Annotated in this window: 20 protein-coding genes; 17 read left to right on the top strand and 3 right to left on the bottom strand. The window is 47.1% G+C overall.

All coding sequences use genetic code 11. The features are described from left to right. Positions 1–34: 34 nt before the first annotated feature. A complete protein-coding gene (locus AVZ68_RS12275) occupies positions 35–1,786 on the bottom strand; it encodes an ABC transporter substrate-binding protein (protein WP_059104853.1) in 1,752 nt (583 codons plus the stop codon). Positions 1,787–1,888: 102 nt separating this feature from the next. On the opposite strand from AVZ68_RS12275, the gene AVZ68_RS12270 reads away from it, so the two are divergent. The 3 genes from AVZ68_RS12270 to AVZ68_RS12260 are packed head-to-tail and all read left to right on the top strand — an operon-like array spanning position 1,889 to position 3,886. Continuing rightward, entirely contained in the window at positions 1,889–2,473 is a 585-nt protein-coding gene (locus AVZ68_RS12270) for a non-canonical purine NTP pyrophosphatase (RefSeq protein WP_059104852.1), read from the top strand. Continuing rightward, positions 2,460–3,632 (top strand): MFS transporter, encoded by a 1,173-nt coding sequence (locus AVZ68_RS12265; RefSeq protein ID WP_059104851.1) that lies wholly within the window; start codon positions 2,460–2,462, stop codon positions 3,630–3,632. Before AVZ68_RS12270 ends, AVZ68_RS12265 begins: the two co-directional genes overlap by 14 nt. Further along, complete coding sequence (locus AVZ68_RS12260) at positions 3,617–3,886, top strand: hypothetical protein (RefSeq protein WP_157404650.1); 270 nt, start codon at positions 3,617–3,619, stop codon at positions 3,884–3,886. Before AVZ68_RS12265 ends, AVZ68_RS12260 begins: the two co-directional genes overlap by 16 nt. A 292-nt stretch (positions 3,887–4,178) precedes the next feature. On the opposite strand, the gene AVZ68_RS12255 is transcribed toward AVZ68_RS12260, so the two are convergent. Further along, entirely contained in the window at positions 4,179–4,808 is a 630-nt protein-coding gene (locus AVZ68_RS12255; protein WP_059104849.1) for a lytic transglycosylase domain-containing protein, read from the bottom strand. A 240-nt stretch (positions 4,809–5,048) separates the two neighbouring features. Between AVZ68_RS12255 and AVZ68_RS12250 the strand changes: the two genes are divergently transcribed. The 7 genes from AVZ68_RS12250 (at position 5,049) to AVZ68_RS12220 (ending at position 13,490) form a co-directional block, all read left to right on the top strand. Continuing rightward, the gene (locus AVZ68_RS12250) at positions 5,049–6,338 is read left to right on the top strand and encodes an FAD-dependent oxidoreductase (protein WP_059104848.1); all 1,290 of its coding nucleotides are present in this window, start codon (positions 5,049–5,051) and stop codon (positions 6,336–6,338) included. Between the two features lie 15 nt (positions 6,339–6,353). After that, entirely contained in the window at positions 6,354–7,343 is a 990-nt protein-coding gene (locus tag AVZ68_RS12245; protein WP_059104847.1) for a class I SAM-dependent methyltransferase, read from the top strand. Between the two features lie 72 nt (positions 7,344–7,415). Beyond that, on the top strand, positions 7,416–7,703 hold the full coding sequence (locus AVZ68_RS12240; protein WP_059104846.1) for a hypothetical protein: 288 nt from the start codon (positions 7,416–7,418) through the stop codon (positions 7,701–7,703). A 323-nt stretch (positions 7,704–8,026) separates the two neighbouring features. Beyond that, on the top strand, positions 8,027–10,870 hold the full coding sequence (locus tag AVZ68_RS12235) for a 2-oxoglutarate dehydrogenase E1 component (RefSeq protein WP_059104845.1): 2,844 nt from the start codon (positions 8,027–8,029) through the stop codon (positions 10,868–10,870). A gap of 13 nt (positions 10,871–10,883) precedes the next feature. Next, positions 10,884–12,152 (top strand): 2-oxoglutarate dehydrogenase complex dihydrolipoyllysine-residue succinyltransferase, encoded by a 1,269-nt coding sequence (gene odhB / locus AVZ68_RS12230; protein ID WP_059104844.1) that lies wholly within the window; start codon positions 10,884–10,886, stop codon positions 12,150–12,152. A gap of 65 nt (positions 12,153–12,217) precedes the next feature. Further along, positions 12,218–12,418 carry a DUF6501 family protein gene (locus AVZ68_RS12225; RefSeq protein ID WP_059104843.1) on the top strand — a complete coding sequence of 67 codons (201 nt, stop codon included), beginning with the start codon at positions 12,218–12,220 and terminating at the stop codon, positions 12,416–12,418. Between the two features lie 205 nt (positions 12,419–12,623). Then, on the top strand, positions 12,624–13,490 hold the full coding sequence (locus AVZ68_RS12220) for a GNAT family N-acetyltransferase (RefSeq protein WP_059104842.1): 867 nt from the start codon (positions 12,624–12,626) through the stop codon (positions 13,488–13,490). A 112-nt stretch (positions 13,491–13,602) separates the two neighbouring features. On the opposite strand, the gene AVZ68_RS12215 is transcribed toward AVZ68_RS12220, so the two are convergent. Then, positions 13,603–15,192: an ABC-F family ATP-binding cassette domain-containing protein gene (locus AVZ68_RS12215; RefSeq protein ID WP_059104841.1), complete on the bottom strand. Its 1,590-nt coding sequence runs from the start codon at positions 15,190–15,192 to the stop codon at positions 13,603–13,605. 257 nt (positions 15,193–15,449) lie between these two features. On the opposite strand from AVZ68_RS12215, the gene AVZ68_RS12210 reads away from it, so the two are divergent. The 7 genes from AVZ68_RS12210 (at position 15,450) to AVZ68_RS12180 (ending at position 24,042) form a co-directional block, all read left to right on the top strand. Further along, positions 15,450–16,109, top strand: coding sequence for a GntR family transcriptional regulator (locus tag AVZ68_RS12210; protein WP_245628128.1), 660 nt, complete (start codon positions 15,450–15,452; stop codon positions 16,107–16,109). 175 nt (positions 16,110–16,284) lie between these two features. Beyond that, on the top strand, positions 16,285–18,249 hold the full coding sequence (locus AVZ68_RS12205; protein WP_157404649.1) for a TRAP transporter permease: 1,965 nt from the start codon (positions 16,285–16,287) through the stop codon (positions 18,247–18,249). A 32-nt stretch (positions 18,250–18,281) separates the two neighbouring features. Then, on the top strand, positions 18,282–19,460 hold the full coding sequence (locus tag AVZ68_RS12200; protein ID WP_059104838.1) for a CaiB/BaiF CoA transferase family protein: 1,179 nt from the start codon (positions 18,282–18,284) through the stop codon (positions 19,458–19,460). Between the two features lie 17 nt (positions 19,461–19,477). After that, positions 19,478–20,005, top strand: a complete 528-nt coding sequence (locus AVZ68_RS12195) for a MaoC family dehydratase (RefSeq protein WP_059104837.1) — start codon at positions 19,478–19,480, stop codon at positions 20,003–20,005. An 18-nt stretch (positions 20,006–20,023) separates the two neighbouring features. Further along, positions 20,024–21,184: an acyl-CoA dehydrogenase family protein gene (locus tag AVZ68_RS12190; protein ID WP_059104836.1), complete on the top strand. Its 1,161-nt coding sequence runs from the start codon at positions 20,024–20,026 to the stop codon at positions 21,182–21,184. Positions 21,185–21,264: 80 nt separating this feature from the next. After that, positions 21,265–22,320: a TAXI family TRAP transporter solute-binding subunit gene (locus AVZ68_RS12185; RefSeq protein ID WP_059104835.1), complete on the top strand. Its 1,056-nt coding sequence runs from the start codon at positions 21,265–21,267 to the stop codon at positions 22,318–22,320. Between the two features lie 276 nt (positions 22,321–22,596). Beyond that, complete coding sequence (locus AVZ68_RS12180) at positions 22,597–24,042, top strand: SLC13 family permease (protein WP_059104834.1); 1,446 nt, start codon at positions 22,597–22,599, stop codon at positions 24,040–24,042. The last annotated feature ends 16 nt before the right edge of the window (positions 24,043–24,058 follow it).

Below are 24,058 nucleotides of genomic sequence, written 5' to 3'. Positions count from 1 at the left end.
TACATAGGGTTTCGAATCTTAGCTGTAAACTTCACTAACAAAACCAAACGTTTGCATAATCAAGCCAGCCGAGGGCATTGAGCTGAACGCCACGGCAGTAGGAAGGGTAAAGCGCTAGTTGCTGAACCCGATATAGGGGCAGAACAAATGAGCGTTCTCTCAATTCTTTCTCCACTTCCTGCAATTGCTGAAGCAGTACGGCTTCTGAAGGGCTTGTTTTCATAAGTTGATCGAGCTTTTGCTTGTGCTCGTCCGGCAGTTGTCTAGAGGTGGCGTTGCCACGATCGAAGAAAGCGCCGATGTAGGTGGAAAGTTCATTTTCATGGCTTAGCTGTTCTGAAAGAAGAAGGTCGGCAGCATCTGCGCAGGCTGGTGTTAGCCACTCTTCATAGGAGACGACGCGGAGCTCTATGTAAATTCCAGCTGCCAAAAGTCGTTTACATATCCAGGCCCCGTCTGCTTCATTGCCAGCGCCAGCATAAGTTATAAGCGTGAGCGTAACGCCACAGTTGTAAGAAGTAGGGGAGGAGTCCCGTGGCTTTAGTGAACCGTCTTCTGTAAAGCGGTAGAGATACCGTGCCTCTTTTGTACGAATGCCTCCAAGTTCTCGGACCATAGAGTGGCCGCCTAGTAAAAGTGAAATCGCTTGCCTCAACTTTTGATCTGTCGCAACCGCACCGCGCTTTCCGTTCAGCGTAAGTACCTTACAGCCGTCGTCTAATTCGCTTAAGCGTAAATAAGCTTCACCTGTATGGGTAGCATGGCGGTAGTTGTAAAAGTTGTTGCTTGATTCTTCGTCCGCAAGAATGCTTTCATCGATGACTTGGCTATCATAGAGCTGCTCATGAAAGTACATTTTCACACCATCGAGCTGTGGACGGCTTTGAAAATGTGAGGCAAAGGCAGAGAGCGATAAGCGGTGGTTCGTGTTCTTATCCACTGAGAAAGGGCCCGTCCCTATGGGGAGTGCTTCAGTATCAGCTTCTGTTCGAAGCATCACTGAGCCAGCTTGTGTCGTTAATAAGGCTGGAAGCCACCAAGCGGGACCCTTACACTTGATCTGAAGAGTTAACTTGCTGAGGGGGCGCAACTCCTTGATGAGAACATAAGCCGGGGTATGTGGTGAATGTCCTCTTTTATGTGCGCATAGACTTTCGCGTACAACTTCTGCCGATAAGGTCTGCCCATCATGAAAGAGAACGCCTTTACGAAGGTAGAATGTCCAAACGCTCGCGTCCTCATTATGCTCCCAGGCATGCGCCAAGCTTGGACGAAACCGATTTATTTCGCCATCCCACTCCAAAAGTCGGTTAAAAAGATAGCGCATAATGTGATTTTCCGTTCTACGACTCGTTTGTGCTGGGTCGAGGGTAGGGAGCGGGCGGTAGGATGGGAAATGAAGCGTATCCGCCTGCTTGTCCTTATCGATAGTTATTTCTCTTGAAAAGTGAAACCAAAAACGTTTTTGTGCCTCCGCAGATCCTTTTTGCGACTGCAAAAAGAAAAGCGCCTGGTCAAGAGAGTGATAGCGAGCTAAAGAAAGCGCATGTTCAAACATAAGCTGTTCGACATCGGCAAGAAGGGTTAACGTAGATTTATGGCCACGTCCCCGCCCTGGTTGCCTTGTGATCCAACGCTCAGTCTCCATTTCACGAAGAAGTATCTTTGCGTGGCGGGGAGAGACCTGCATGAATGCCGCCGCTTCCCCGAGCGTCAGTGTAAAGGAGAGACGAAGAGGTTGGTCAGAACCGCGACAGAGCTGAACATAGTGTTCTAGTAAATGCATGCATATCCTCCTAAAAGGGGAGATAGTATAAAAATAGTTTACCCTTTTTCTCCCCTTTTGCCTAGATGATAATGGAGGTTAGAGAAAGGGAGGGGATTGGATATGAAGCTAGTGCTTGCGACAACGAACAAACGGAAACGATCCACATTTGTTTCTTATTTTCAAACGCTACCAGTAGCTCTTTCGTTTATGGGAGCAACAGTTGATGTGGAAGAAACCGAAAGCTCGTTTTGCGGCAATGCCGAGAAAAAAGCAGCGGCAGCGAGAGGGAACGAAGAAGAGGCTATTATCGTGAGCGAAGACTCTGGGCTTGTCGTCCCAGCGCTTGACGGTTTCCCTGGCGTGAGGACTGCTCGTTTCATGGAAGGCACGGACGATGACCGAGCCAAAGCATTGATTCAGAAACTGGACGGGGTGCCAATGAGCAAGCGTCAAGCCTATTTTGTCAGTGTGATCGTAATTGATTTTCCAAACGGTGAGAAGAAGATTTGTCGAGGCGAGCAGCATGGCTGGGTCGAAGCGACTATGAAAGGGAAGGAAAGTGAAGGATACACGCGCATTTTTCTTCGCAGCAATGGATGTACGCTGTCCGAAGACAACGAGGAAGCAAAACAAGTGAACCATCGAACGGATGCTCTCTATCAAGCCACATCTGTAATCGAAGAATGGCTCAATGCAAACGGTTAACCCGAAAACTCGGATTCAAGCCATCGCTTTAATTACGGCGGTGTGCTTGGCAGGAGATGCGATGTTATTAATTGCCTTGCCTCTGTACTGGCAAGAGTTCGGGCTGACCGCCATCTGGCAGGTCGGTGTTTTGCTTTCCGCAAATCGTTTTATTCGCTTGCCGCTTACGCCTTTGATTGGCCTTTTTTATAAACGCTATTCAAGAAAAGCAGGCTTCCTTATAGCGATTATGCTTGCCTCGCTTACCACTCTTTCTTACGCCTTTGCGCAAAGTTTTGTCCTCTTGCTCATAGCGCGCTGCTTGTGGGGAGTTGCCTGGGCTCTGCTTCGACTCGGCGGAACGATTACTGTCACGGAATTGTCGACCGAGCAAAACAGGGGTCGCTTGGTGGGCCTCTACAACGGGCTTTGGGGATTGGGTGGCCTCGTGGGTATGCTTGTCGGAAGTTTCTTTATTGAATCAATCTCTCTTGCCTTTGCTTCTATTGCGTTTGCATTGCTTGCCTTATGTGGTTTTCCGCTCGCCATAGGCTATATCAGTGGGGAGAGCAGAACGGTGGATCCAAAGGAAAAAAGCTTCAAGCAGGCGTTTAAAGCAACAGGAGCGACGAAGAGCGGACGAATCTTTCTTTCAAGTGCAGCGAGCGGATTTGTTGTATTTGGCTTGTTTGCGACGACCCTCTCGCCGCTGATTGCTGAGAGAGAACAACCATCGTCGGTCGTAGGAGCCGCCACCATCGCAGGCATCATTCAAGCCATTCGGTGGGGGTGGGACCCATTTTTAGCACCGTTTGTTGGGCGTTACTTAGTCAACGCGACCTCACGCCGTTTGGCTCTTCTTCTCAGCTTGGGTTCACTTGCGACGCTGTTTGTCATGCTTTCATTGCCGGTCAGCTTTGGGTGGTTACTTGTGCTACTCCTTGTGTTCCAACTCGTCTCGACCGCGTTTATCACGACGGTTGATACGAATGCTACCGATCTGGCCGCCTCTGACGATAAGATAGTAGTGATGACCAAGCATACGATGGCCTCTGATCTTGGCGCTGCGGTCGGTCCTCTAGCCTCGTTTCTGCTTCTCGATTATACGTCGCTGTCCACCGTCTATCAGCTGGCTGCTTTGCTTCTGCTCTTGGTCGCGATTCCATGGGTGAGGAGATAGTAATTTTTGCTTTTCAATCAGGAGTTCATTTGCTACACTATTTACAAATTGACCGGGGAAAAGAGGTGGGGTTTTTGTGGAAAAGAAAGTACATGTTTGCGATAATCGTTCCTATACTTTTAATAAGCGCTTGTCAATTTGAGCGTGAGCAACACGGAAATAAATTGAACCAAGAACGCCCCTCCTCTTACGTAGAGCCCCTTGAAGTGGAGCAAGTGACCGAAGATCCTGTTTATGTTTCAAAGGCTGATTAAAGAAATGGGCGGTCTGAGACGTCTTTCCTTGATCACGGCATTCAAAGTATGCAACCCTCAAGCCCTGTTGGTGGGTTGAGGGTTTTATTTCGGTGAGAGAAGCTGTATCTGAGTAAGAAGAGGCCGGATATGCGTGAGAGAGTGTGGAATGTGCGTGAGAAGGAGTCGGATGTGAGTGAGAGATCAGAAAACGATGAAAAGCGAGCCGTAAGATCCCACCATCTCAGGGAGAATCAGTCATTCAAGTAGAAAAAGCTCATGAGCATTCACCCTCTCATGAGCTTTTTTGAGTTCAGTACTTTGCATCTTCATTCTGAAAAGGGATCGAGACCAGTTCGTAGCCTTCGTCCGTGTAAGTGGTGTAATAACTCATCACTTCCTCCACGTAATCATGGCTTTGATTGTAAGAAAACAGTGCTCCCTCAAGGTCACCGTCTGTTGCCCCGTGTTCTGAAAGGTAACGAGCGGCTGCAAAGGCAGAGTCATCAAGGTCAAAGGGGTCTGCATTGCCGTTCCCTTTGGCATCCGTCCCATACCCTTCATGTTCCTCGATTAATGTGACATCCGTAATATCGATGTCCTCTTCAACATTGCCGATCTCGTCCACGCCAGGGTGCGTCCAGCCGACCCACGTTCTTGGCATGAACTGAAAGTGGCCAAGTGCGCCAACGGGACTTTCAAGCGGGTCCATAGTGGAAAAGATCGTTTCCACGCGATGGACCGAGGCGAGAAGCTCCCACGGGATTTCGTATTCATCGGACGCTTCCTGATAGATGGGGACATACGCTTCGGGAATTTGGTTTTCTGCAATGAGGGTTTTATACATCCCTTGTCTAAACGTAGCATTTTGCTCAAACAATAATACAACAGCTGCGACAAGCACAAGCAGCATGGCAAGCAGTCCAATTATCCATTTACGCACAGTGGTACCATCCTTTGTCGCATTATATAAGAGAGAGACCTAGCTCCACCCTTTTACTAAAGCAAACTATCTCATGTCAGCTTGCTACGCTTTACGAGGTAAGAGCAATTCGTCCAAACTATAGTTTACCATGGGTGGGCAGATTGTAACACGGATTTACTCAAAATGAACCGATAGTCATGCCCAGGTTTGAACATGGCTGAAAGGGGAAAGTGTCTTATAGAAAATGAGGTGAACGGCTTGCAGACGGACGTGCTAATTATAGGCGGCGGTGTAGCTGGGTTAACGCTTGCCCTTAAACTAGTCAAACGCAGGGTGAACGTCACGATCGTCGAAAAAGATCCTACTCTAGGTCGAACTTATAAGGGAGAATTAATTCAGCCTAAGACAATTTCCATTTTTAAGAAGATGGGACTGCTTGAGACTCTAAACCAGGATTGGCGACCCCTTCAGGAAATTCGTGCAAAAGAAGTCGTCGACGATCGCATACTCGTTGATGCCACTATGTCGTACAGGGTGCTTGAGCAGGGGGAAGATTATGCTGCAATGATGCCTCACAATCTTTTAAAAAAGCGTTTGCTCGATGAGGCTCAAACGTTCCCAACATTTACGCTCCTGCGTCCAGCGGTCTTTGAAAAAATGGAGAGCGCGCATAAAGCCATCGTTCGAATGGACAAAGAGCGAGCTGTCATCAAAAGCCAATTTGTTATCGGGGCAGAAGGGGTGGCGTCAAAGCTTCGCTCATACATGAACGTTGATTTTAAACGAAAGTTCTACAACCATGATTTCTTAACGGTCTCTTTTCCATCTCCAGAGTCATTAACAAAGGGAGAAATGATAGGAACGCCGAAACGCTTTCTTGGTCTGTTCCCGCTTCCGGAGGGACGGGTTCGCTCTGTATATTTAATAAAAAAGGGGGAATTCAAGGAATGGCGCAAAGGTTCGATTCAAAAGTTTTATTCGCATTATACGTCTCTAATGCCGGAGCTAGAGGGCTTTGTTCATCAGGTTCCCTCTTGGCGAGAGATTCAGCTTATGGTGCCTGTTCGCCTCAATGTTCGCCGTTATGTTGACCGAAACATGGCCCTCCTTGGCGATGCGGCTCACAGCGTTCATCCCATGGCTGGAGAAGGGATGAATATGGCGATTCAGGATGCCGACGTCCTAGGAGAGTTGATTGCCGACTTGTTTGAAGCGGGGAGGGAAGAGAAGGTCGATGAACTGAAACAGTACGAGCATGTTCGTAAAAAACGTGTCCGCTTTCTCACAGCACTTTCCCATGTGAGTGCCCTAATGTATGGTATTGGAGGGGAAAAATGGCAGCGAGCCCGGGCACTTGCGATTCTGCGACTCGTCCAACGTGAAGTGCTGCAAGGCAAATATATGTACAATGTGTCTGGCCTTGGAATGTGGGGACCAAGCTTGCTTGATGGTTTACAAGTGATCGGCCTAGGGAAAGGACAGCTGCGTCGACAAACGATGAAACAGAAAACATTCAGTCGTCTCGATGACTATCCATGGCAAAAGTGAAGAGGTGAAAAGGCAGTGGCGATTAATGAGTATCTTCAGGTGTGGAACGCCCGAAAATGGATGAAGCAAACCGAGCCTTTTTTAAAGACGTGGCATGCGCATCTTGGCTATAGTTTACATTTATTTGATTATTTTCAAGCCGGTGAAACGGTAGAGTGTGTGGCGAAAAACCATGGTTTGGAGCCGATGCTTTTGAAACGGTGGGTGGATGTAGGCTTGGCTGTTGACCATTTAGAGAAGCGCCGAGGCTATAAAGTGCAAACAAAAAAACGGATGGTTAAATATTTGTCAAAGGAAAGCAATCAATCCGTAGGGATACTGCTTGAGGAAATGTTCGAACTGCACATTCCAACGCTGCTCTCGTACCGCGAGAGGATGCAGGGAGAGGGGAAAAAGAAGAAACCGGGCATGGCAGACATGGTTGCAGCGACATCGAGCCTGCTTGAAACGCTCACCCTCCCGAAGGTGGCGGGACAAGTAAAAAGACAAAAAGTAAGAGAGCTGCTTGATGTAGGCTGTGGCTACGGTGGGTATCTGCGAAGGCTTGGGGATAAGTTTCCAAATGTTCAGCTTGACGGCATTGAAGTCGATCAAGATGTTTGCATAAGAGCGTGGGAGGCCAATCAACATGAAAATGTTTCCATTGTACAAGGGGATTTCAACGCCTATCAGCCAGAAAAGCCGTACGATATGCTGATGTTAAACAACCTGTTGTACTACTTCCCCGCAAGTACTAGGCAGGCGCTGTTTCGCAAATCTCATAAATTAGTCGTCCCTAAAGGCACGCTGATCGTGATCACCCCGCTAACCTACGAAAAACATGGAAATCGCTTTGCAAGCGCCTTTAATAGCTTTATGAGTGCGCACGAGGAAATGTTCCCGATCCCCTCGAAGCAGGAATTGAACTTATATGCAAAGGACGCCGGGTTTAAATTGATAGAGGCCAAGCCCGTGGTTAAAGAAGGCGGCTGGTATATGCTCGTATTCAGAAAGAAGCGCAGGTAGTAAGCCCCCAACTCAAAGTCTCCCTTCATATAAGCCAGTCGTTTTGCTATGATCATAAGAAGGAGTGAGACGATGATTGAGATGGATACGTTCCAGAGCCGTAGGATTACTATAGATCAGGTTCAGATTTTGCATATCGAGGAGAAGGAGCACTGGACGACTGTGCAAGTCGCTTTTTCCATCATCCCAAGCGTAGAAGGGTTGGAAGCGCCTGGAGCGGAGCTGATACTCTCTAGACAAGGAGAGCTGATCGAGGTGGCGTTTCAAGAGGACCGCACCGATGAGCCTGCTTTTCAGCTTGAGGAAAAAGAGATGGAAAGCTTAGTGAAAGAAGTGCAGCTTATAAGGAACAGGGGCTAGACGTCCCTGCGCTCAGCCGCGAGAGCCCTAGGTAAAGCTTCCTGCTCGCATGATGTCGAAACGGAAACGCTTTCTGGCGAAATAAGCAGAAATATCGATAAAAAAACTGGATTTTCTGCGCTAAACAAGCTACTATTTAGGAGGAAGCATTAGACGACAACAAGCTTTGTTGCTTGGATACGTTGATGAGTTAAAGTGTGCAAGATTGTAAGCCGAAATCTTTGAGAAAACTGGTCATACGTGGTAAAATAGTCGTGTAAGCGCTTGACAAAAAATACATTTCACACCCAGTGAAACAATAGCCTGTAGGAGGTTTCTATCACATGTCCAGCAAGGAGCACAGCCCGGAAAAACCTTGGCAGGGATTTTATGGCCCTAACCTCGGTGCCGTCATAGAGCTGTACGATCAATTTGTGGAAGACCCAAATTCAGTTGATGAAGAGACGCGTGAGCACTTTAGGAAATGGGGACCACCGGTCGCTTCCACGAACCTAGAGGAAACTAGCTCGACGTACTCTAGAACAGAGGGAACTGTTGGGGCGGACATGATGAATTCGGTCGTAGGGGCGGTGAAGCTGGCTGAGTATATTCGAGCCAAAGGTCATCTAGCCTCAGATCTTCATCCAATTGCAAAACAACAAAACGATTCACTGCTTGACCTTAGTCGCTTCGATATTACGGAGGAGGAGTTGAAAAAAGTTCCAGTAAAACTCCTCTGCAAAGATGCGCCTGAAAGTGTAAAAAATGGGCTAGAGGCGATCAATCATCTGAAAGCTGTCTACACAAAGACTGTTGCCTTTGAGTTTGGACATGTTCAAGATGAAGAAGAACGAAATTGGTTACGTGAACAAGTAGAGTCAGAAAATCATGCAGAACCCTTATCGGAAAAAAGACAGAAAAGCTTACTTGATCGGCTCACATCGATTGAGGGATTTGAGAAATTTGTCCATCGTACGTTTGTTGGGCAAAAACGGTTTTCGATTGAAGGACTCGATGCGCTTGTGCCAATGCTAGATGAAGCGATTGCCAGATCCACTGCTGGCGGTGCAGAGCAGGTCATGATTGGAATGGCTCACCGCGGACGATTAAATGTTCTGGCTCATAATTTAGGAAAACCTTACAAAATGATTTTCTCAGAATTTCTGCAAGCGCCCAACAAAAATCTCGCCCCCTCAGAAGGATCCGGAGAAATGTACACGGGCTGGACGGGCGACGTGAAGTATCACCTTGGAGCCGATCGGCATATTGAGAATGATAAAGTAGAAATTGCGACGGTTTCGCTTGCCAATAACCCGAGCCACTTGGAATTTGTTTCACCGATTGTTGAAGGTTATGCTCGTGCCTCCCAAGAAAATCGCACACAAAAAGGAGTGCCCACGCAAGACACGTCCAAGGCCTATTCTATTTTGATTCACGGGGATGCTGCTTTTCCGGGGCAGGGTGTTGTAACGGAAACGTTAAACCTTAGCCGTCTGAGAGGGTATCAAGTTGGTGGTTCCTTACATATCATCTCAAACAACAATATTGGCTACACAACCGAAACCTATGATTCCCGTTCCACAACGTACGCAAGTGATCCCGCCAAAGGGTTTGAGATTCCAATTTTGCACGTCAATGCCGATGACCCAGAAGCGTGCGTAAAAGCGGTTGAATTTGCAGTTAAATACCGTCAGAAATTCCAGAAGGACTTCTTGATAGATTTGATCGGCTACCGTCGTTTCGGTCATAATGAAGGGGATGAGCCTGCGGTGACACAACCGGATCTTTACGAGAAGATCCGTAAGCACCCGACGGTTCGAGCAATCTATGCGGAGCAGCTAGCCGAGCAAAACGTCGTGAGCCAAGAGGAAGCGAAAAAACTTGATGATGCGATGTATGATCACTTGCTGGAAGAATACAATCAAGTTTCTGGCAATAAGTCCGAGAATGACTATGAGCTTTCTCCACCTGATTTTATCGTTGATGGATTGCCTAAAGTCAAAACGAATGTTGAACGTGAAAATCTTGAGTCTATCAATGCACAGCTTCTCGACTGGCCTGAATCATTTAAGCCGAACCAGAAGCTAGAGCGAATCCTTAAACGCCGGGAGAAGGCTTTCGATGGAGAGGGAGCCCTTGATTGGGGGCTTGGCGAAATTCTTGCCTTTGCCACGATCATCCAGGATGGAACACCGATTCGTTTAACGGGCCAGGACACTGAGCGTGGAACGTTTGCGCACCGTCATTTTGTGCTTCACGATCGCGAAACCAACGAGATGCATGTCCCGCTTGAATCGTTTGAGGACGCAAATGCTTCGTTTTCTGTGTATAACAGTCCGCTTACAGAGCAAGCCGCTGTTGGTTTTGAATATGGCTATAACGTTTTTGCTCCTGAGACACTTGTCCTCTGGGAAGCGCAGTTCGGTGATTTTGTCAATGGCGCACAGGTGGTGATTGATCAGTGGGTCTCTGCCGGTCGAGCGAAGTGGGGCCAGAAGTCAGGTCTTGTTATGTTGCTCCCACATGGCTATGAGGGCGCCGGACCGGAACATTCAAGTGGCCGAGTGGAGCGTTTCTTAAACTCTGCCGCTGAGAACAACTGGACGATTGCCAACTGTACGTCAGCAGCTCAGTACTTCCACATCCTCCGCAGACAAGCGAAGATTTTGCAAAAAAATACCGTTCGCCCGCTTATTATTATGACACCTAAGAGCTTGCTCAGAAACCAGGCGATCGCGTCAAAAACCGAAGTCTTTACGGATGGAAAATTCAATTCCATTCTGGAAGAACCGCTTCTTGGCCAAGACCGGGATAAGGTGAAACGCATTCTTCTTTGTAGCGGAAAACTTGCGATTGATCTGCAAGATTACGTGAAAAAAAATGAAGAAGACTGGAGCTGGGTTCACATTATCCGCATCGAGGAGCTCTATCCGTTCCCACGTCGTGCCATTCGTGAATTGTTCAAAGAATTCCCGAACCTCGAAGAAGTGAAATGGGTGCAAGAAGAGCCGAAAAACATGGGTGCATGGAGCTTTATGGAACCGCGCATTCTTGAAATTTTGCCTGAAGGGGTCCCGCTCAGCTATATTGGGCGCACGTACCGTTCGAGCCCAGCAGAAGGCGTTTCAAATGCTCATAAATTGGAACAAAAACGGATTGTCAATGAGTCGTTGACTCGCAAAAACTAAGGAGGCCGTGTTCGTGATTGAAATTAAAGTACCCGAGCTTGGAGAGTCGATTACAGAAGGAACTATCTCTCAGTGGTTAAAGGAAGTCGGTGATCATGTTGAGCAAGGGGAGTACATTGCTGAACTGGAAACGGATAAGGTTAACGCTGAAATCACGGCGGAGCACGCAGGCGTGATTAAGGAATTTAAGCGGGAGCCAGGGGACAACGTCGAAGTAGGCGAGGTCATTGCCCTTATTGATGAGAACGCTTCTGCTGGCGGTGACGACTCGGGTAGCTCAAGTGATAACAGCAAGAGCGAGGAGCCAAAAGCAAAAGAAGAAGGCGTTGTAAAAGAGGAGAAGAAAGAAGAACCGGCGGCAAAAGAAGAGTCTTCAAGCGAGTCTGAAAACCGCCCACTTGCCTCTCCATCGGCGCGTAAACTAGCAAGGGAAAAAGGAATTCCAATAGACTCGATCACACCAACTGATCCAACGGGTCGTATTCGTCGACAAGATGTTGAAGCGCATCAAGAAAAGCCAAAGAAAAGGGAAGAGCCGAAGCAGCCGAAGGCCTCTGCTTCCCCTGAAGGCGAAGCGGGCAAACCGGTGGAGCGCGAGAAAATGTCTCGTCGTCGTCAGACCATTGCCAAACGGCTAGTGGAAGTGCAACAAACATCCGCCATGCTTACCACTTTCAATGAAGTCGACATGACCGCGGTGATGGATTTGCGTAAACGACGCAAAGACGCGTTTGTTGATAAGCACGGCGTTAAGCTTGGTTTCATGTCCTTCTTTACAAAAGCAGTCGTTGGTGCTTTGAAAGAATTCCCGCTCCTCAACGCGGAAATTCAAGGCGATGAGCTGTTGATTAAAAAGTATTATGATATTGGAATTGCTGTATCTACGGACAGCGGATTAGTTGTGCCGGTGCTTCGGGATGCTGATCGTCTTGGGTTCGCAGGCATTGAGAGTGGGATCGGCGAACTTGGCAAAAAAGCCAAAGACAATAAGCTTCAGCTTGGTGACATGCAAGGGGGCACGTTTACGATCACGAACGGCGGTGTCTTCGGATCCCTTTGGTCCACGCCGATCTTGAACGCCCCTCAGGTCGGAATCCTTGGGATGCACAAAATCCAAATGCGCCCCGTAGCCATCGACAACGAACACTTTGAAAATCGGCCAATGATGTATCTTGCGCTTTCTTACGATCATCGCATTGTCGACGGAAAAGAAGCGGTTAGCTTCCTCGTGAAAGTCAAGGAGCTTATCGAAGATCCAGAGCAACTGCTTCTTGAAGGATAAAAAAGGAAAGAGACTGGTGTGCCAGTCTCTTTTCTTGTAAAATGGAGACGTAGGGAGGAATGAAAGTGATTCACGAACACTGGACTGAGAGTCCGACGATTCGCACGCTGACATGTGTGCATACGAATGCGAAGAAGTATATGGTGGACCGCGTCTTAACCCCAGGAAAAGAGTACCCGCTAAAAAATGAAACGAACGAGTTTTACTTTGTGATTGATAACACGGGGAAAATAGGCGGATACTATAAAGAGTATTTTGAAGGATAATGCCAGGACTCTCCTTTCTGAAAAGGGGGTCTCTTATTATTTAGCTCCGGCGGGAAGAAGCTTGAAATTTTTCAGTCCTACACCGAAATCCAAAATTAGGATTTCTAGTATAAGCCTTCCGAATCACAGGACGTGGCGGTTTGGACGACCAAAATTCTCGCTCCTGATCGACCCGTCTGCGCTTTTCGGATTAGGAGGAAGATTCATGGAGCTTGTGTGCGGAAAGGACTTGGAGTTGACGTTGTTGTCCGCATTTTTGGCAAAAGTGAATAAGCAGAGCGAGCATCATATTGGCTATTGCGGCGATGAAGAGGGAGAAATTCTGCAAACGCTTGAGGAAGACTTCGCGAAGGGTGAGAACTTCGTTGTCGCTACGAAAAACGGAACAATTATCGCTGGCCTCGGTTTTGATATGAATACAGAAGGAGGACAAATAGAAGTCTGGGGCCCCTTTGTCGATGACCCGAACTGGGAGGGAGTTGCTCTTTCTTTGTGGGAACAGCTAGTAAGTCGACAGCCGATCAGTGGCTACGTGGTTCACGGTTTTTGCAACAAAGAGAATGAAAAAGCCCAGCGTTTTCTCTTGAATCGGGGAGCCAAGAAAGAGGGGGAACATCACGTACTTGAGAAAAATCAAGAGGGCGTTTCTTTTTTAGCGATGAACAAGAAGATCGCGGAGCCCGACGCAGTAGATGTGAAAGCATTTGCCGCGCTTCACGACTTCGAGTTTCCGGATACATACTACGGCAGTGATGAAATTTTGAAAAGATGTGGCGAGGACCGTAGGCTGTTTGTCTCAGCAGAAGAGGGAGAAGTCACGGGCTACATTTACGTCGAAGCTCAACCCGCATTCAAGGAAGGAAGCATTGAGTACGTGGCTGTTGCTCCCCACCACAGGGGCAAAGGCGTAGGGCGAGCGCTTCTTGCCTATGCGCTCCGCTTTCTATTTGAAGAGAAGAATATAGCGGCCACCTCAATCACCGTCAGCGAAAAAGACGTGGCTGCATATCGGCTATATAGCAGCTGCGGGTTCTCGCTAAAGCACAAGCTGGTAAGTTATCGGATTGGGTAACGTAACGGAAGGCGTGTTGCTTTAAGATTCATGCCCGGAGAAGGCCAGCAATCAGCGGATGCTTATAACTTTAAAAAGCACTTGAGACACCTCGTCTCAAGTGCTTTTTGTCTTACTTCGTTGCTACGGCAAGATATTCATCATACGTATCTTTGTCAATGATCCCGTTGTTCGTCAGCTCAATGATGCGGGTAGAGACTGTACGAATGAACTGCTGGTCATGGGAACTGAAAATCATGGATCCTTTAAAATTAATCAGGCCGTTGTTGAGGGCTGTGATGGATTCAAGGTCTAAGTGATTCGTCGGTTCATCAAGAAGGAGCACGTTCGCGCCGCTAAGCATCATTTTCGAAAGCATGCAGCGAACTTTCTCACCTCCTGAGAGGACGCTCGCTTCTTTTAAGACTTCTTCGCCTGAGAAGAGCATGCGGCCAAGGAAGCCTCGAAGGAAGGTTTCGCTATCATCCTCAGGGGAGAACTGACGAAGCCAGTCAACGAGGTTCAGGTCACACCCTTCAAAGTACTGCGCATTGTCTTTCGGGAAGTACGATTGAGATGTCGTGATACCCCATTTATAGGTTCCAGCATCAGGTTCTAGTTCGCCCATTAAGATCTTAAAAAGCGTGGTTTTCGCGATTTCATTTGCACCCACAAGAGCAATTTTATCGTCTTTTTCCATCGTAAAGGAGACGTTGTTGAGCACTTGAACGCCGTCCACCGTCTTCGACAAATTTTCTACACGCAAGAGGTCGTTTCCGATTTCCCGCTCAGGCGTGAAATGAATGTAAGGGTACTTACGGGAAGATGGCTTAATGTCCTCGAGCGTAATTTTCTCGAGCTGCTTTTTACGCGATGTCGCCTGCTTGGATTTTGAGGCATTGGCGCTAAAGCGAGCCACAAAGCTCTCAAGCTCCTTGATTTGCTCTTCCTTCTTTTTGTTCTGGTCCTGAGCAAGTTTCAAGGCAAGCTGGCTGGACTCATACCAGAAATCATAGTTCCCAACGTAGATCTGGATTTTCCCGAAATCGAGGTCGGCGATATGCGTGCAGACGTTGTTCAAAAAGTGGCGGTCATGGGATACAACAATGACGGTGTTTTCAAAGTTGATCAGGAAGTCCTCAAGCCATTGAATGGCTTTAATGTCCAAACCGTTTGTCGGCTCATCAAGAAGGAGGACATCGGGCTGACCAAATAGAGCTTGCGCGAGAAGTACTTTTACCTTTTCTCCTTCTGTTAATTCGGAGAGCGTCTTCTCATGATGGTCTTCGCCAATGCCAAGCCCCCTTAGAAGAAGGGCAGCATCCGACTCGGCCTCCCAGCCGTTTAACTCTGCGAATTCCCCCTCAAGCTCAGCTGCTTTCATTCCATCTTCGTCAGAGAAATCCTCCTTCATATAAATGGCGTCTTTTTCTTTCATGACTTCAAAAAGGCGAGCATGGCCCATAATCACCGTTTGAAGCACTTGTTCCTGTTCATATTCGTAGTGGTTCTGTTTTAAAACAGCCATTCGTTCACCGGGCTTCATAGAGACATGGCCCGCTTGCGATTCAATTTCACCGGATAGAATTTTAAGAAAGGTAGATTTGCCAGCGCCGTTTGCGCCAATTAAGCCGTAGCAGTTGCCCGGCGTAAATTTAATATTCACGTCTTCAAACAGTTTGCGTCCTCCAAACTGCAAACCAACGTTCGATACCGTAATCATAAAAAAAGCCTCCCATGCTGTGTTCTCTGGGATGACGCGTGATCCCTGCGATTTTTCATCCACTTAGTAGTTTACCGTCTCAAATGTCCAGTGTAAACGGAAAAGGTTGATTTTATACGAAAAAGCTGCAAAGAAAAGCTGAGAGTCAAAAATAAAACCCACGACGTTTGAATGCGAATTAATTTAAAAATTTGTAAAGAACTATTGCCATTGGCGATTGGATACGATATACTATCTAACAAGATAGGAGAATGGATATGGAGAATTTTCAATTAGAGAATAAAGATTCAATTCAAATAAAGGCGAGCAATGCGATTCGCAAGGCAATTCTCAGGGGAGATTTCGCTCCTGGATCGAAGCTAGTGCAGGACCAGTTAGCGAAACAGTTGGGAATCAGCCGAATGCCCATTCGCGAAGCGTTAAAACAATTAGAAATTGAAGGACTCGTTCGAATTGAACCATACCGAGGAGCCTTTGTAAGTGAAATAGATATGGGGGCAATCGAAGAAAATTATGTACTTCGTTCAGAGTTAGAAAAGCTTGCCCTCACAAAGTCGTATCCTTCTATGACTAAAGAAGATATAGCAGCGTTAGAGACACTTGTTCAAGAAATGGACAGTACGAGGGACACTGAAAAGTTTGTCCAACATAACGTCCAGTTCCACAAAGAACTGATGAAACATTGCGAATGGAAACGGCTTGCCACATTCATTCAAGTACTGTGGAATGGGTACTCGCAGCAAACGCCTGATTTTTTACAGGGACAAATGGAAAAATCAAATGACGATCATCGAAAAATCGTACAGGCATTAAAAGCAGATGATCCAGATGGAGCAGCCATCTTACTCTGTGATCATATTGCAGAAACAGGAAAACGTTTGATCTTGTATATCAAATCCAACAGCAATTCCAAATAGGAGGTGGGGGAGCTCTTGTTTTTTGTAGTGAGTGACTGACAAAAGTCGGAAATTCACAATATTTTTTAACAGAGAATTGAAAGGGCTTACAAAAGAATGACTAAGGTAAACATGCCTGGTTAGGCAGAACCAGAAAGGAAAAGGTTGGTTAAATCAGAGAAAGGCGGTGACTACCTTGAGCAACAGCAACGAACATCAAAGTGATCACAAGATAAATACTACCGTTGAGGAAGATACGACCGAAGCGAGTTCATCCACTCGTCATTTAACAGGATGGACACGGTACTTATTTGCGACTATCGCCGTTTTTGGTGCATTGTTTCATATCTATATTCTAAATTTTAATCCGATCGATCCGTGGGTTTTTAGGACGACACACGTCGTCTTTGGGATTGTGCTTGGGCTCATGCTTTATCCAGGTTGGAGGACGAAGAAAAACAGTATTCCAATAATTGACTGGATTTTAATGATTGCCGCTATTTTCATAGGTTGGTATATTTATGCGAACCTTGACCAATTAATTTTCCGCTTTGGGGTAAGTCCAACGGGGCTTGATTTTATCGTTTCACTTATCGGGTTATTACTCGTGTTCGAATTAACACGTCGGACAAGCGGATGGACGTTGCCATTATTGGCGTTGGTATTTGTATTTTACGTTTTTGCAGGTCCTTATCTTCCGGGGATTCTCAATCATGGCGGCTACTCACTAGAGCGCTTTGTTACATATGTGTTTAGTTTAGACGGTGTGTTCGGTCTCACCACAGATGTTTCGTCTCGCTACATTATCCTGTTCATTATATTTGGTGCTTTCTTGCAAAGGTCTGGTGTTGGCCAGTACTTTATGGATGTAGCCTTCGCCGCGGCGGGTAGTCGACGTGGCGGGCCGGCGAAAGTCTCTATCTTTGGTTCTGCGCTTATGGGTACGATTAACGGAACTTCAGCTGGGAATGTTGTTGCAACAGGGTCGTTGACCATCCCGCTCATGAAAAGGACTGGATACCATCCGCGCTTTTCAGCGGCGGTAGAAGCCACCGCTTCCTCTGGAGGTCAAATTCTACCTCCGATTATGGGTGCAGGCGCCTTTCTAATGGCAGAGATTACGGGGATCCCCTACGCAGAAATCATTGTCGCAGCGATTATTCCTGCTGTCCTCTATTTTGTAAGCGTTTATTTTATGGTTGACTTTGAAGCGAGTAAACAGGGGTTAAGCGGAGTGCCCCGCAAACAATTGCCTAGTATAAAGGAACTTGCGAAAAAAGCCTACCTCTTTCTACCTGTTGTCATCCTCATTTACTTGTTGATGAGCGGTTTCTCCATTATTCGAGCTGGGACAATTGGGATTGTGACTTGCTTCCTTATCAGTCTCTTCTTAAAAGAAACGCGGATGGGCCTGAAGCATGTGATTCAAGCGTTGGAGCTTGGGATGAAAAATGCGATTCAATTAATCGCAATCGTTGCGAGTGCAGGAATCATCGTTGGCGTTATCGCCTTAACCGGTGTTGGCCAGCGTTTCAGTTCAATGCTTCTTTCCGTTGCGGACAGCAATATTATGATCGCCTTATTCTTCGCGATGGGGATCTCTATATTACTAGGCATGGGGATGCCGACAACGGCCGCTTATGCGGTCGCCGCTTCAGTCATTGCGCCGGGGCTTGTCAATCTAGGGATTGAACCACTAGTCGCTCATATGTTTGTGTTCTATTACGCAGTGATGTCCGCCATTACGCCGCCGGTCGCACTCGCTGCCTTTGCGGCGGCTGGGGTAGCTGGCACCAATCCGATGAAAACAGGCGTCACTGCCTTCAAACTAGGGTTGGCGGCTTATATCGTTCCTTTCATGTTTTTCATCAGTCCGGAGTTGTTATTGTTAGAAGGAACAACAGGAACGGTCACAATAGCGATTGTTAGTGCGATCATTGGCGTTTATTTTCTGGCAGCCGCTGTCGAAGGATGGTTCTTTAAACACCAAGCAGCCTGGTATACAAGGATGATTTTGTTCATTTCAGCCTTATTGTTCATGCTTTCCGGTTGGCAGACAGATTTTGCAGCGGTGGGGCTAGTGGTCATTTGCATCTTGATTCAGAAATCGAAAAACAGAACACCGAGTCAGCCGTTGCCACATAACGACTACAGTCAATAGATGGAGAACTTTGAAGAGAGGAGAATGTTTAGATGAAACCTTTAGAAGGAGTGACTGTCCTCTCCGTCGAGCAGGCAGTGGCGGTGCCCTTTACAACACGTCAATTAGCCGACCTAGGTGCGCGAGTCATCAAAGTGGAGCGTCCGAAGACCGGGGACTTTGCTAGGCATTATGATAGTACCGTCAATGGAATGTCGAGTCATTTTGTCTGGGCGAACCGTTCGAAAGAGTCGTTGACGCTTGATTTGAAATCAGAAAAAGTAAAACCGGTTTTCGAACAGCTATTAGCTGAGGCGGATGTCTTTATTCAAAATTTAGCACCAGGAGCGATGGAACGGTTAGGTTATGGATCAGAGGTGTTGAGAGAACGTTATCCTGAATTAATCGTTTGTAACTTAACCGGGTACGGAGACACGGGTCCATATAAAGATAAGAAAGCCTACGATCTGCTCGTACAGTGTGAAGCCGGGCTCGTTTCCATCACCGGCAGTGAAGAGACACCTTCAAAGGCTGGAATATCGATTGCTGACATTGCGGCCGGAATGTATATGTATTCAGGTATCTTGACAGCACTTCTCGTTCGCTCGCGTACGGGTGAAGGCCAGGTGGTGAATGTATCGATGCTGGAGGCATTAGGAGAATGGATGGGGTACCCAGCCTACTATGCAGCCTACGGGGGAAGAGAACCGCAACGGAAAGGAGCGAGCCATTCCACCATTTACCCGTACGGGCCGTTTCGGTGTGGGGATGAAAAAACGGTTTTTGTCGGTCTTCAAAATGAACGGGAGTGGCTCAGGTTTTGCAAGTTGGTGCTCAAGCGTCTTGAAGTCGCCGAGGACCAGCGATTTAATAGCAATGCGAAACGCTCGGAAAACCGTGAGTCATTAACCAATCTAATCGAAGAAATCTTCTCAGGGTTAGAGGCGGAGACTGTGATTGAACGCTTGGAAAAGGCGCAAATTGCCAATGCAAGATTAAATACGATGAACGAATTTTTTGAGCATCCGCAGTTGCGAGCACGGGAGCGATGGCGGGAAGTCGATACGCCTGTGGGCTCGATTCAAGCCTTGATCCCGCCCGTGTCGATCAGTGGGGTGGAAAGTGTCATGGGCGCTGTACCTGATATTGGCGAGCACACAAATGTGATCTTAGAACAGTGTGGGTTAGGAGAAAGTGAAATCCAGGCATTGAAAAAAACCGGTGTCATTTAAAAAAAGGGGGAAGTCGTATGACTAGAAAAGAAGGATGGAATGGGCGCTTTTACGAAGATTTTGAAGTAGGGGATGTCTACCCACATCCACTTGGTCGAACGGTCACGAAGACGGATAACAGCTGGTTTACGATGCTTACTCAAAATACAAATCCTGTTCATTTCGATGATCATTACGCCAAGGAAACGGAATTTGGACGCACAATTGTTAATTCAACCTTTACACTTGCGCTTGTCACCGGGCAGTCGGTGAGCGATTTGTCGCAAAATGTGATGGCGAATCTTGGATGGACAGATATTCGCCTGCCCCATCCTGTGTTCGAAGGGGACACGATTTATTCCTACTCCGAAGTGCTCGATAAAAGAGAATCAAAATCTCGAGATAATGTAGGCATCGTCACCGTAAAGACATATGGCTATAACCAAGAAGGCCAAATCGTGATTGATTACAAGCGGACCGTTATGGTCTATAAAGAAGAACATGCACCTACAGCGAAAGCAGATGTATTTGAAAAAGTTCGATCAAAGCAAGAGCAAACTCAATAATTTCAGGAGGTTTTTCATATGCCGCAAACTGCATTAGACCACGATATGATTCGAAAGAGTGTCCAAGCGCTATGTACTCGTCGTTTTCCAGAAGAGTATTGGAGAGAGATAGACGAAAAGCAGGCGTATCCCGAGGAATTCATCCAGGCGCTAACCGACGAAGGCTGGCTGTCCGTTTTAATTCCGGAAGAATATGGCGGAGCAGGATTAGGGATGAAAGAGGCTTGCATTATTTTGGAAGAAATTAATCGATCAGGGGGGAACGCTGGGGCCGGCCACGCGCAAATGTATACAATGGGTGCATTACTCCGTCATGGATCGGAAGAGCAAAAAAAACGGTTGCTTCCACCCATTGCCTCCGGTGCGTCGCGATTACAAGCGTTCGGAATAACAGAGCCTACGGCAGGGAGCGACACGACAAGCATTTCGACAACTGCAGAGAGACAAGGAGACCATTACGTTGTTCACGGACAAAAAATCTGGACCTCACGCGCTGAATATTCGGACTTGATGCTTCTGCTTGCAAGGACGACGCCGAAAGATCAAGTGAAGAAAAAGACAGATGGGCTGAGCTTATTTGTATTGAATATGAAAGAGCAAGCCGAACATTTGGATATTCGCCCGATTGATACGATGATCAATCATGCCACGACCGAAGTATTCATCGAAGGGGCGAAAATCCCTGTGGAAAATCTAATTGGTGAAGAAGGAAAAGGCTTTAAGTATGTCCTTGGAGGCATGAACGCGGAGCGTATTCTCATCGCTTCAGAGAGTGTCGGAGACGGGCTCTATTTCATTGATAAAGCTGTAAACTACGCCAATGAACGCGTCGTATTTAACCGTCCCATTGGTCAAAATCAAGGCGTACAGTTTCCACTTGCTGAGGACTATATGAATATTCAAGCAGCGGCACTGATGCGAGATAAAGCAGCGGAGCTATTTGATCAGGAAGAGAACTGTGGGGAAGAAGCGAATATGGCGAAATACCTTGCTTCAGAGGCCACCTGGAAAGCGGCAAATAGTGCAATGAACACGTATGGCGGCTACGGTTTCGCGGCTGAATACCATATTGAGCGTAAGTTTAGGGAAGCTCGTCTCTTTATCGTCGCTCCCATCACGAATAATTTAATCCGCAGTTATGTCGGCCAGCATGTGCTAGGCATGCCACGATCATTTTAAGCAAGGGAGTCTCTGTGGGGAATCTATTTCTAATTACCGACAGTGCATCTTATATTAAGGGAAAAAAGGGGAGGATGAAAATGAAAAAGGGATTGGTTAGGAAGGACGTTGCAGCAACCATGTTGGTGTCTTTGACGATTCTCGCTGCTTGTGGGGATGATGCAGCGAGTGGTAATGGGAACGGAGATAGTGAGAACGGTGGAGACTTCGAAGAGCTCGATTATCCATCGACAGTGACGATCGGCACCGCTTCACAAGGAGGAACGTATTATATATGGGGGGGAGCTCTCTCGAATCTGTTAGAAGAGCATCTGGATGTTACCTCTAATGTGGAAGTAACTGGCGGACCTGTGCATAACATCCAATTACTTGGAGCCGGTGACGCCCATTTAGGAATGACAACGGAAGGACCATTGTTCGAGGGATATTATGGGGAAGGAGATTGGGCGGATGACCCCTATGAAGATATCCGGGTGATTTTCCCGATGTATACCACGCCCTTCCACTGGTGGTCTCTAGAAAATACAGGTGTAACTAGCATTGCTGAACATGAGGGAGAGCGAGTTGGTGTAGGTCCAGCAGGTGGAACACCAGGGGAGTATAACCCTCAGATCTACGAGGCACTTGGCATTGAAACGGCGGATCAAGTACAGGCTGGTGCCAATGATATGACATCGCAAATGCTCGACGGTCAATTGGACCACATCGGATTTTCAGCCGGAATCCCAATCGCGGCCGTGACTGAAATCGAGGCGCAAGCATCCATTAACATTTATGGAATCGATGGTGAAGAGCGAGAACAAGTAAAGGAAACGTTGCCGTACTTTAATGATTTTGTGATCCCGGAGGATACGTACGATCAATTAGAGGGAGATCTGGAGACGATCGGGATGTACAACTTTGGAGTGGTCCAGAAGGAAACAAACGAGGAGTTCGTTTATGACCTCGTCAAAGCATACCATGAGAATATCGATCAAATGATTTCTGCGCATGTTTCAGCTGAGGAAGCAGAAGATCCAGAAGCAATATTGTTAAATAAGGAATACCCGATGCACGCGGGGGCTATTCGCTATTATGAAGAAATAGGGGTCGATCTTCCGGAAGAACTCTATCCAGAAGAATATGAAAGGGAGTAAGGTCAAGTGAAACGCAGCCATGCTGGATCAGACAAACGGAACCTCATGTTTCACGGGTAAAGCGAACGTTTTGTCGGCGCTTACACCGGGAATGAATACCGAAGCAAACGGTTCTAGATGTTCTTTTTCTAGAACCGCTATGCTTTTATCCGTTTCAGCGTATTTGGGAAACGAAGGTGTGTAATTGGATCCAATATACAACTCATAGTCATCTCGCCCAAAATACAACGAAACAAGTGAGTAGAAATTTACTTAATAAAAAAGTGAGACTTTGATATGGAACCTGAAGCTCGTCCTCGTAAACAAGAAAAGCGGCGCGTCCTTCCTGCACGTATCGTTTTTTCTTTCGGCGTCGCTACACTTTTTTTCATTGGGTTGTTATTGCTAATGCCAGAAGGAATCCCTTGGGCAGCAAGGGCGACGATTTCGGTGATGGTCTTTGGTGTTATTCTCTGGGCGCTCGAGCCAATTCCTTTAGGGATGACTTCTGTCTTAACCTTAGTGATCCTTCTCTTATCAAATGCAGTGCCCATTGATATTGTATTAAGTGGGTTTGCTTCTCCGGCTGTTTTCCTTATTATTGCCGGAATGATGATGGCTCAAGGTATCAGTCATACGCCGCTAATGAACCGAGTCACCTATGCTTTGTTAGCGAGGTGGGGCAACTCTGCGAAGGGAACATTTCTGGGACTATTTTTTCTCATGCAAATGCAAGCCTTTTTCATCCCAGCCACCGCTGTGCGTGTGACGTTAGTCATGCCGATTGTGCTTGCAGTGATAGCGGCTGTTCAAGCCAAAAAAGAAAGCAACTTCAGTAAGCTTATGTTAATTGGAACCGCTTTTGCAGGAAATATTAGCGGGACAGCGATTTTAACGGCTGCAATCGGCAATATTTTAGCGATCGAGATTTTGCAACTATATGTTGGGGAGACACTTTCTTACTTTGACTGGTTTTTGTATGCATTCCCAATATGGTTCTTACTGATGATTGTCACTCCGTTTATTCTCTGGCGCTGCTTCCCACCTGAAAACTATTCGTTTGAAACGTTCCGACAGCAAATGGAAGCAAAGAACGCTGATCTTGGGGCGTTCAGTCGTTCAGAAAAGAAATGTGTGGGGATTTTAAGCCTGACGGTGCTGTTATGGGTTACTCAACCGCTACACGGTTATCATCCAACCCTGCCGGCATTGCTTGCCGTCGTGTTGATGGCTTTTCCAGGCGTAGGTTTTGTCGATTGGAAGAAACTTGTCAAGGTAAACTTCGATTTGGTCTTGCTAGTAGGCGCTACATTATCACTGGGGTACGCATTAATTGAATCGGGAGCGATTGATCTTTTAGCGGTTCTATTCTCTCATGAGTGGGTTCTCCAAGCGTTTCGTGAACCATGGCTCGCCATTTTACTTGTCATTCTTATCTCCCAAATCTATCACTTAGGTGTAACGAACGTATCGACTGCCGTTGTAACGTTGTTGCCCGTTCTGATTGGTCTATCCACAGAGGTCGGCTTGGATCCTGTTGTTATCTCGTATGCTGCGGCGGTAACGCTTTTGTTTGGCAACATCTTAGTTGTCGAGACGATGCCGAACGTGATCGCTCACGGAACGGGTTTGATTGAGCAAAAGGAATTCTATCGCCCGGGGATATGGGCAACGGCGGCGACAACCATCATTACATTGCTCGTTGCGTATACGTGGTGGAAATGGTTAGGGTTTTGGCCTTAGATGGCTTTTGAAAAGG

Origin of the sequence: Shouchella shacheensis (assembly GCF_001484965.1) — a bacterium.
In the GTDB taxonomy this organism is placed as follows: Bacteria; Bacillota; Bacilli; order Bacillales; family Bacillaceae_D; genus Shouchella; species Shouchella shacheensis.
Note: the sequence above shows the minus strand (reverse complement) of the source record. Positions and strands in the feature narration are given on the sequence as shown.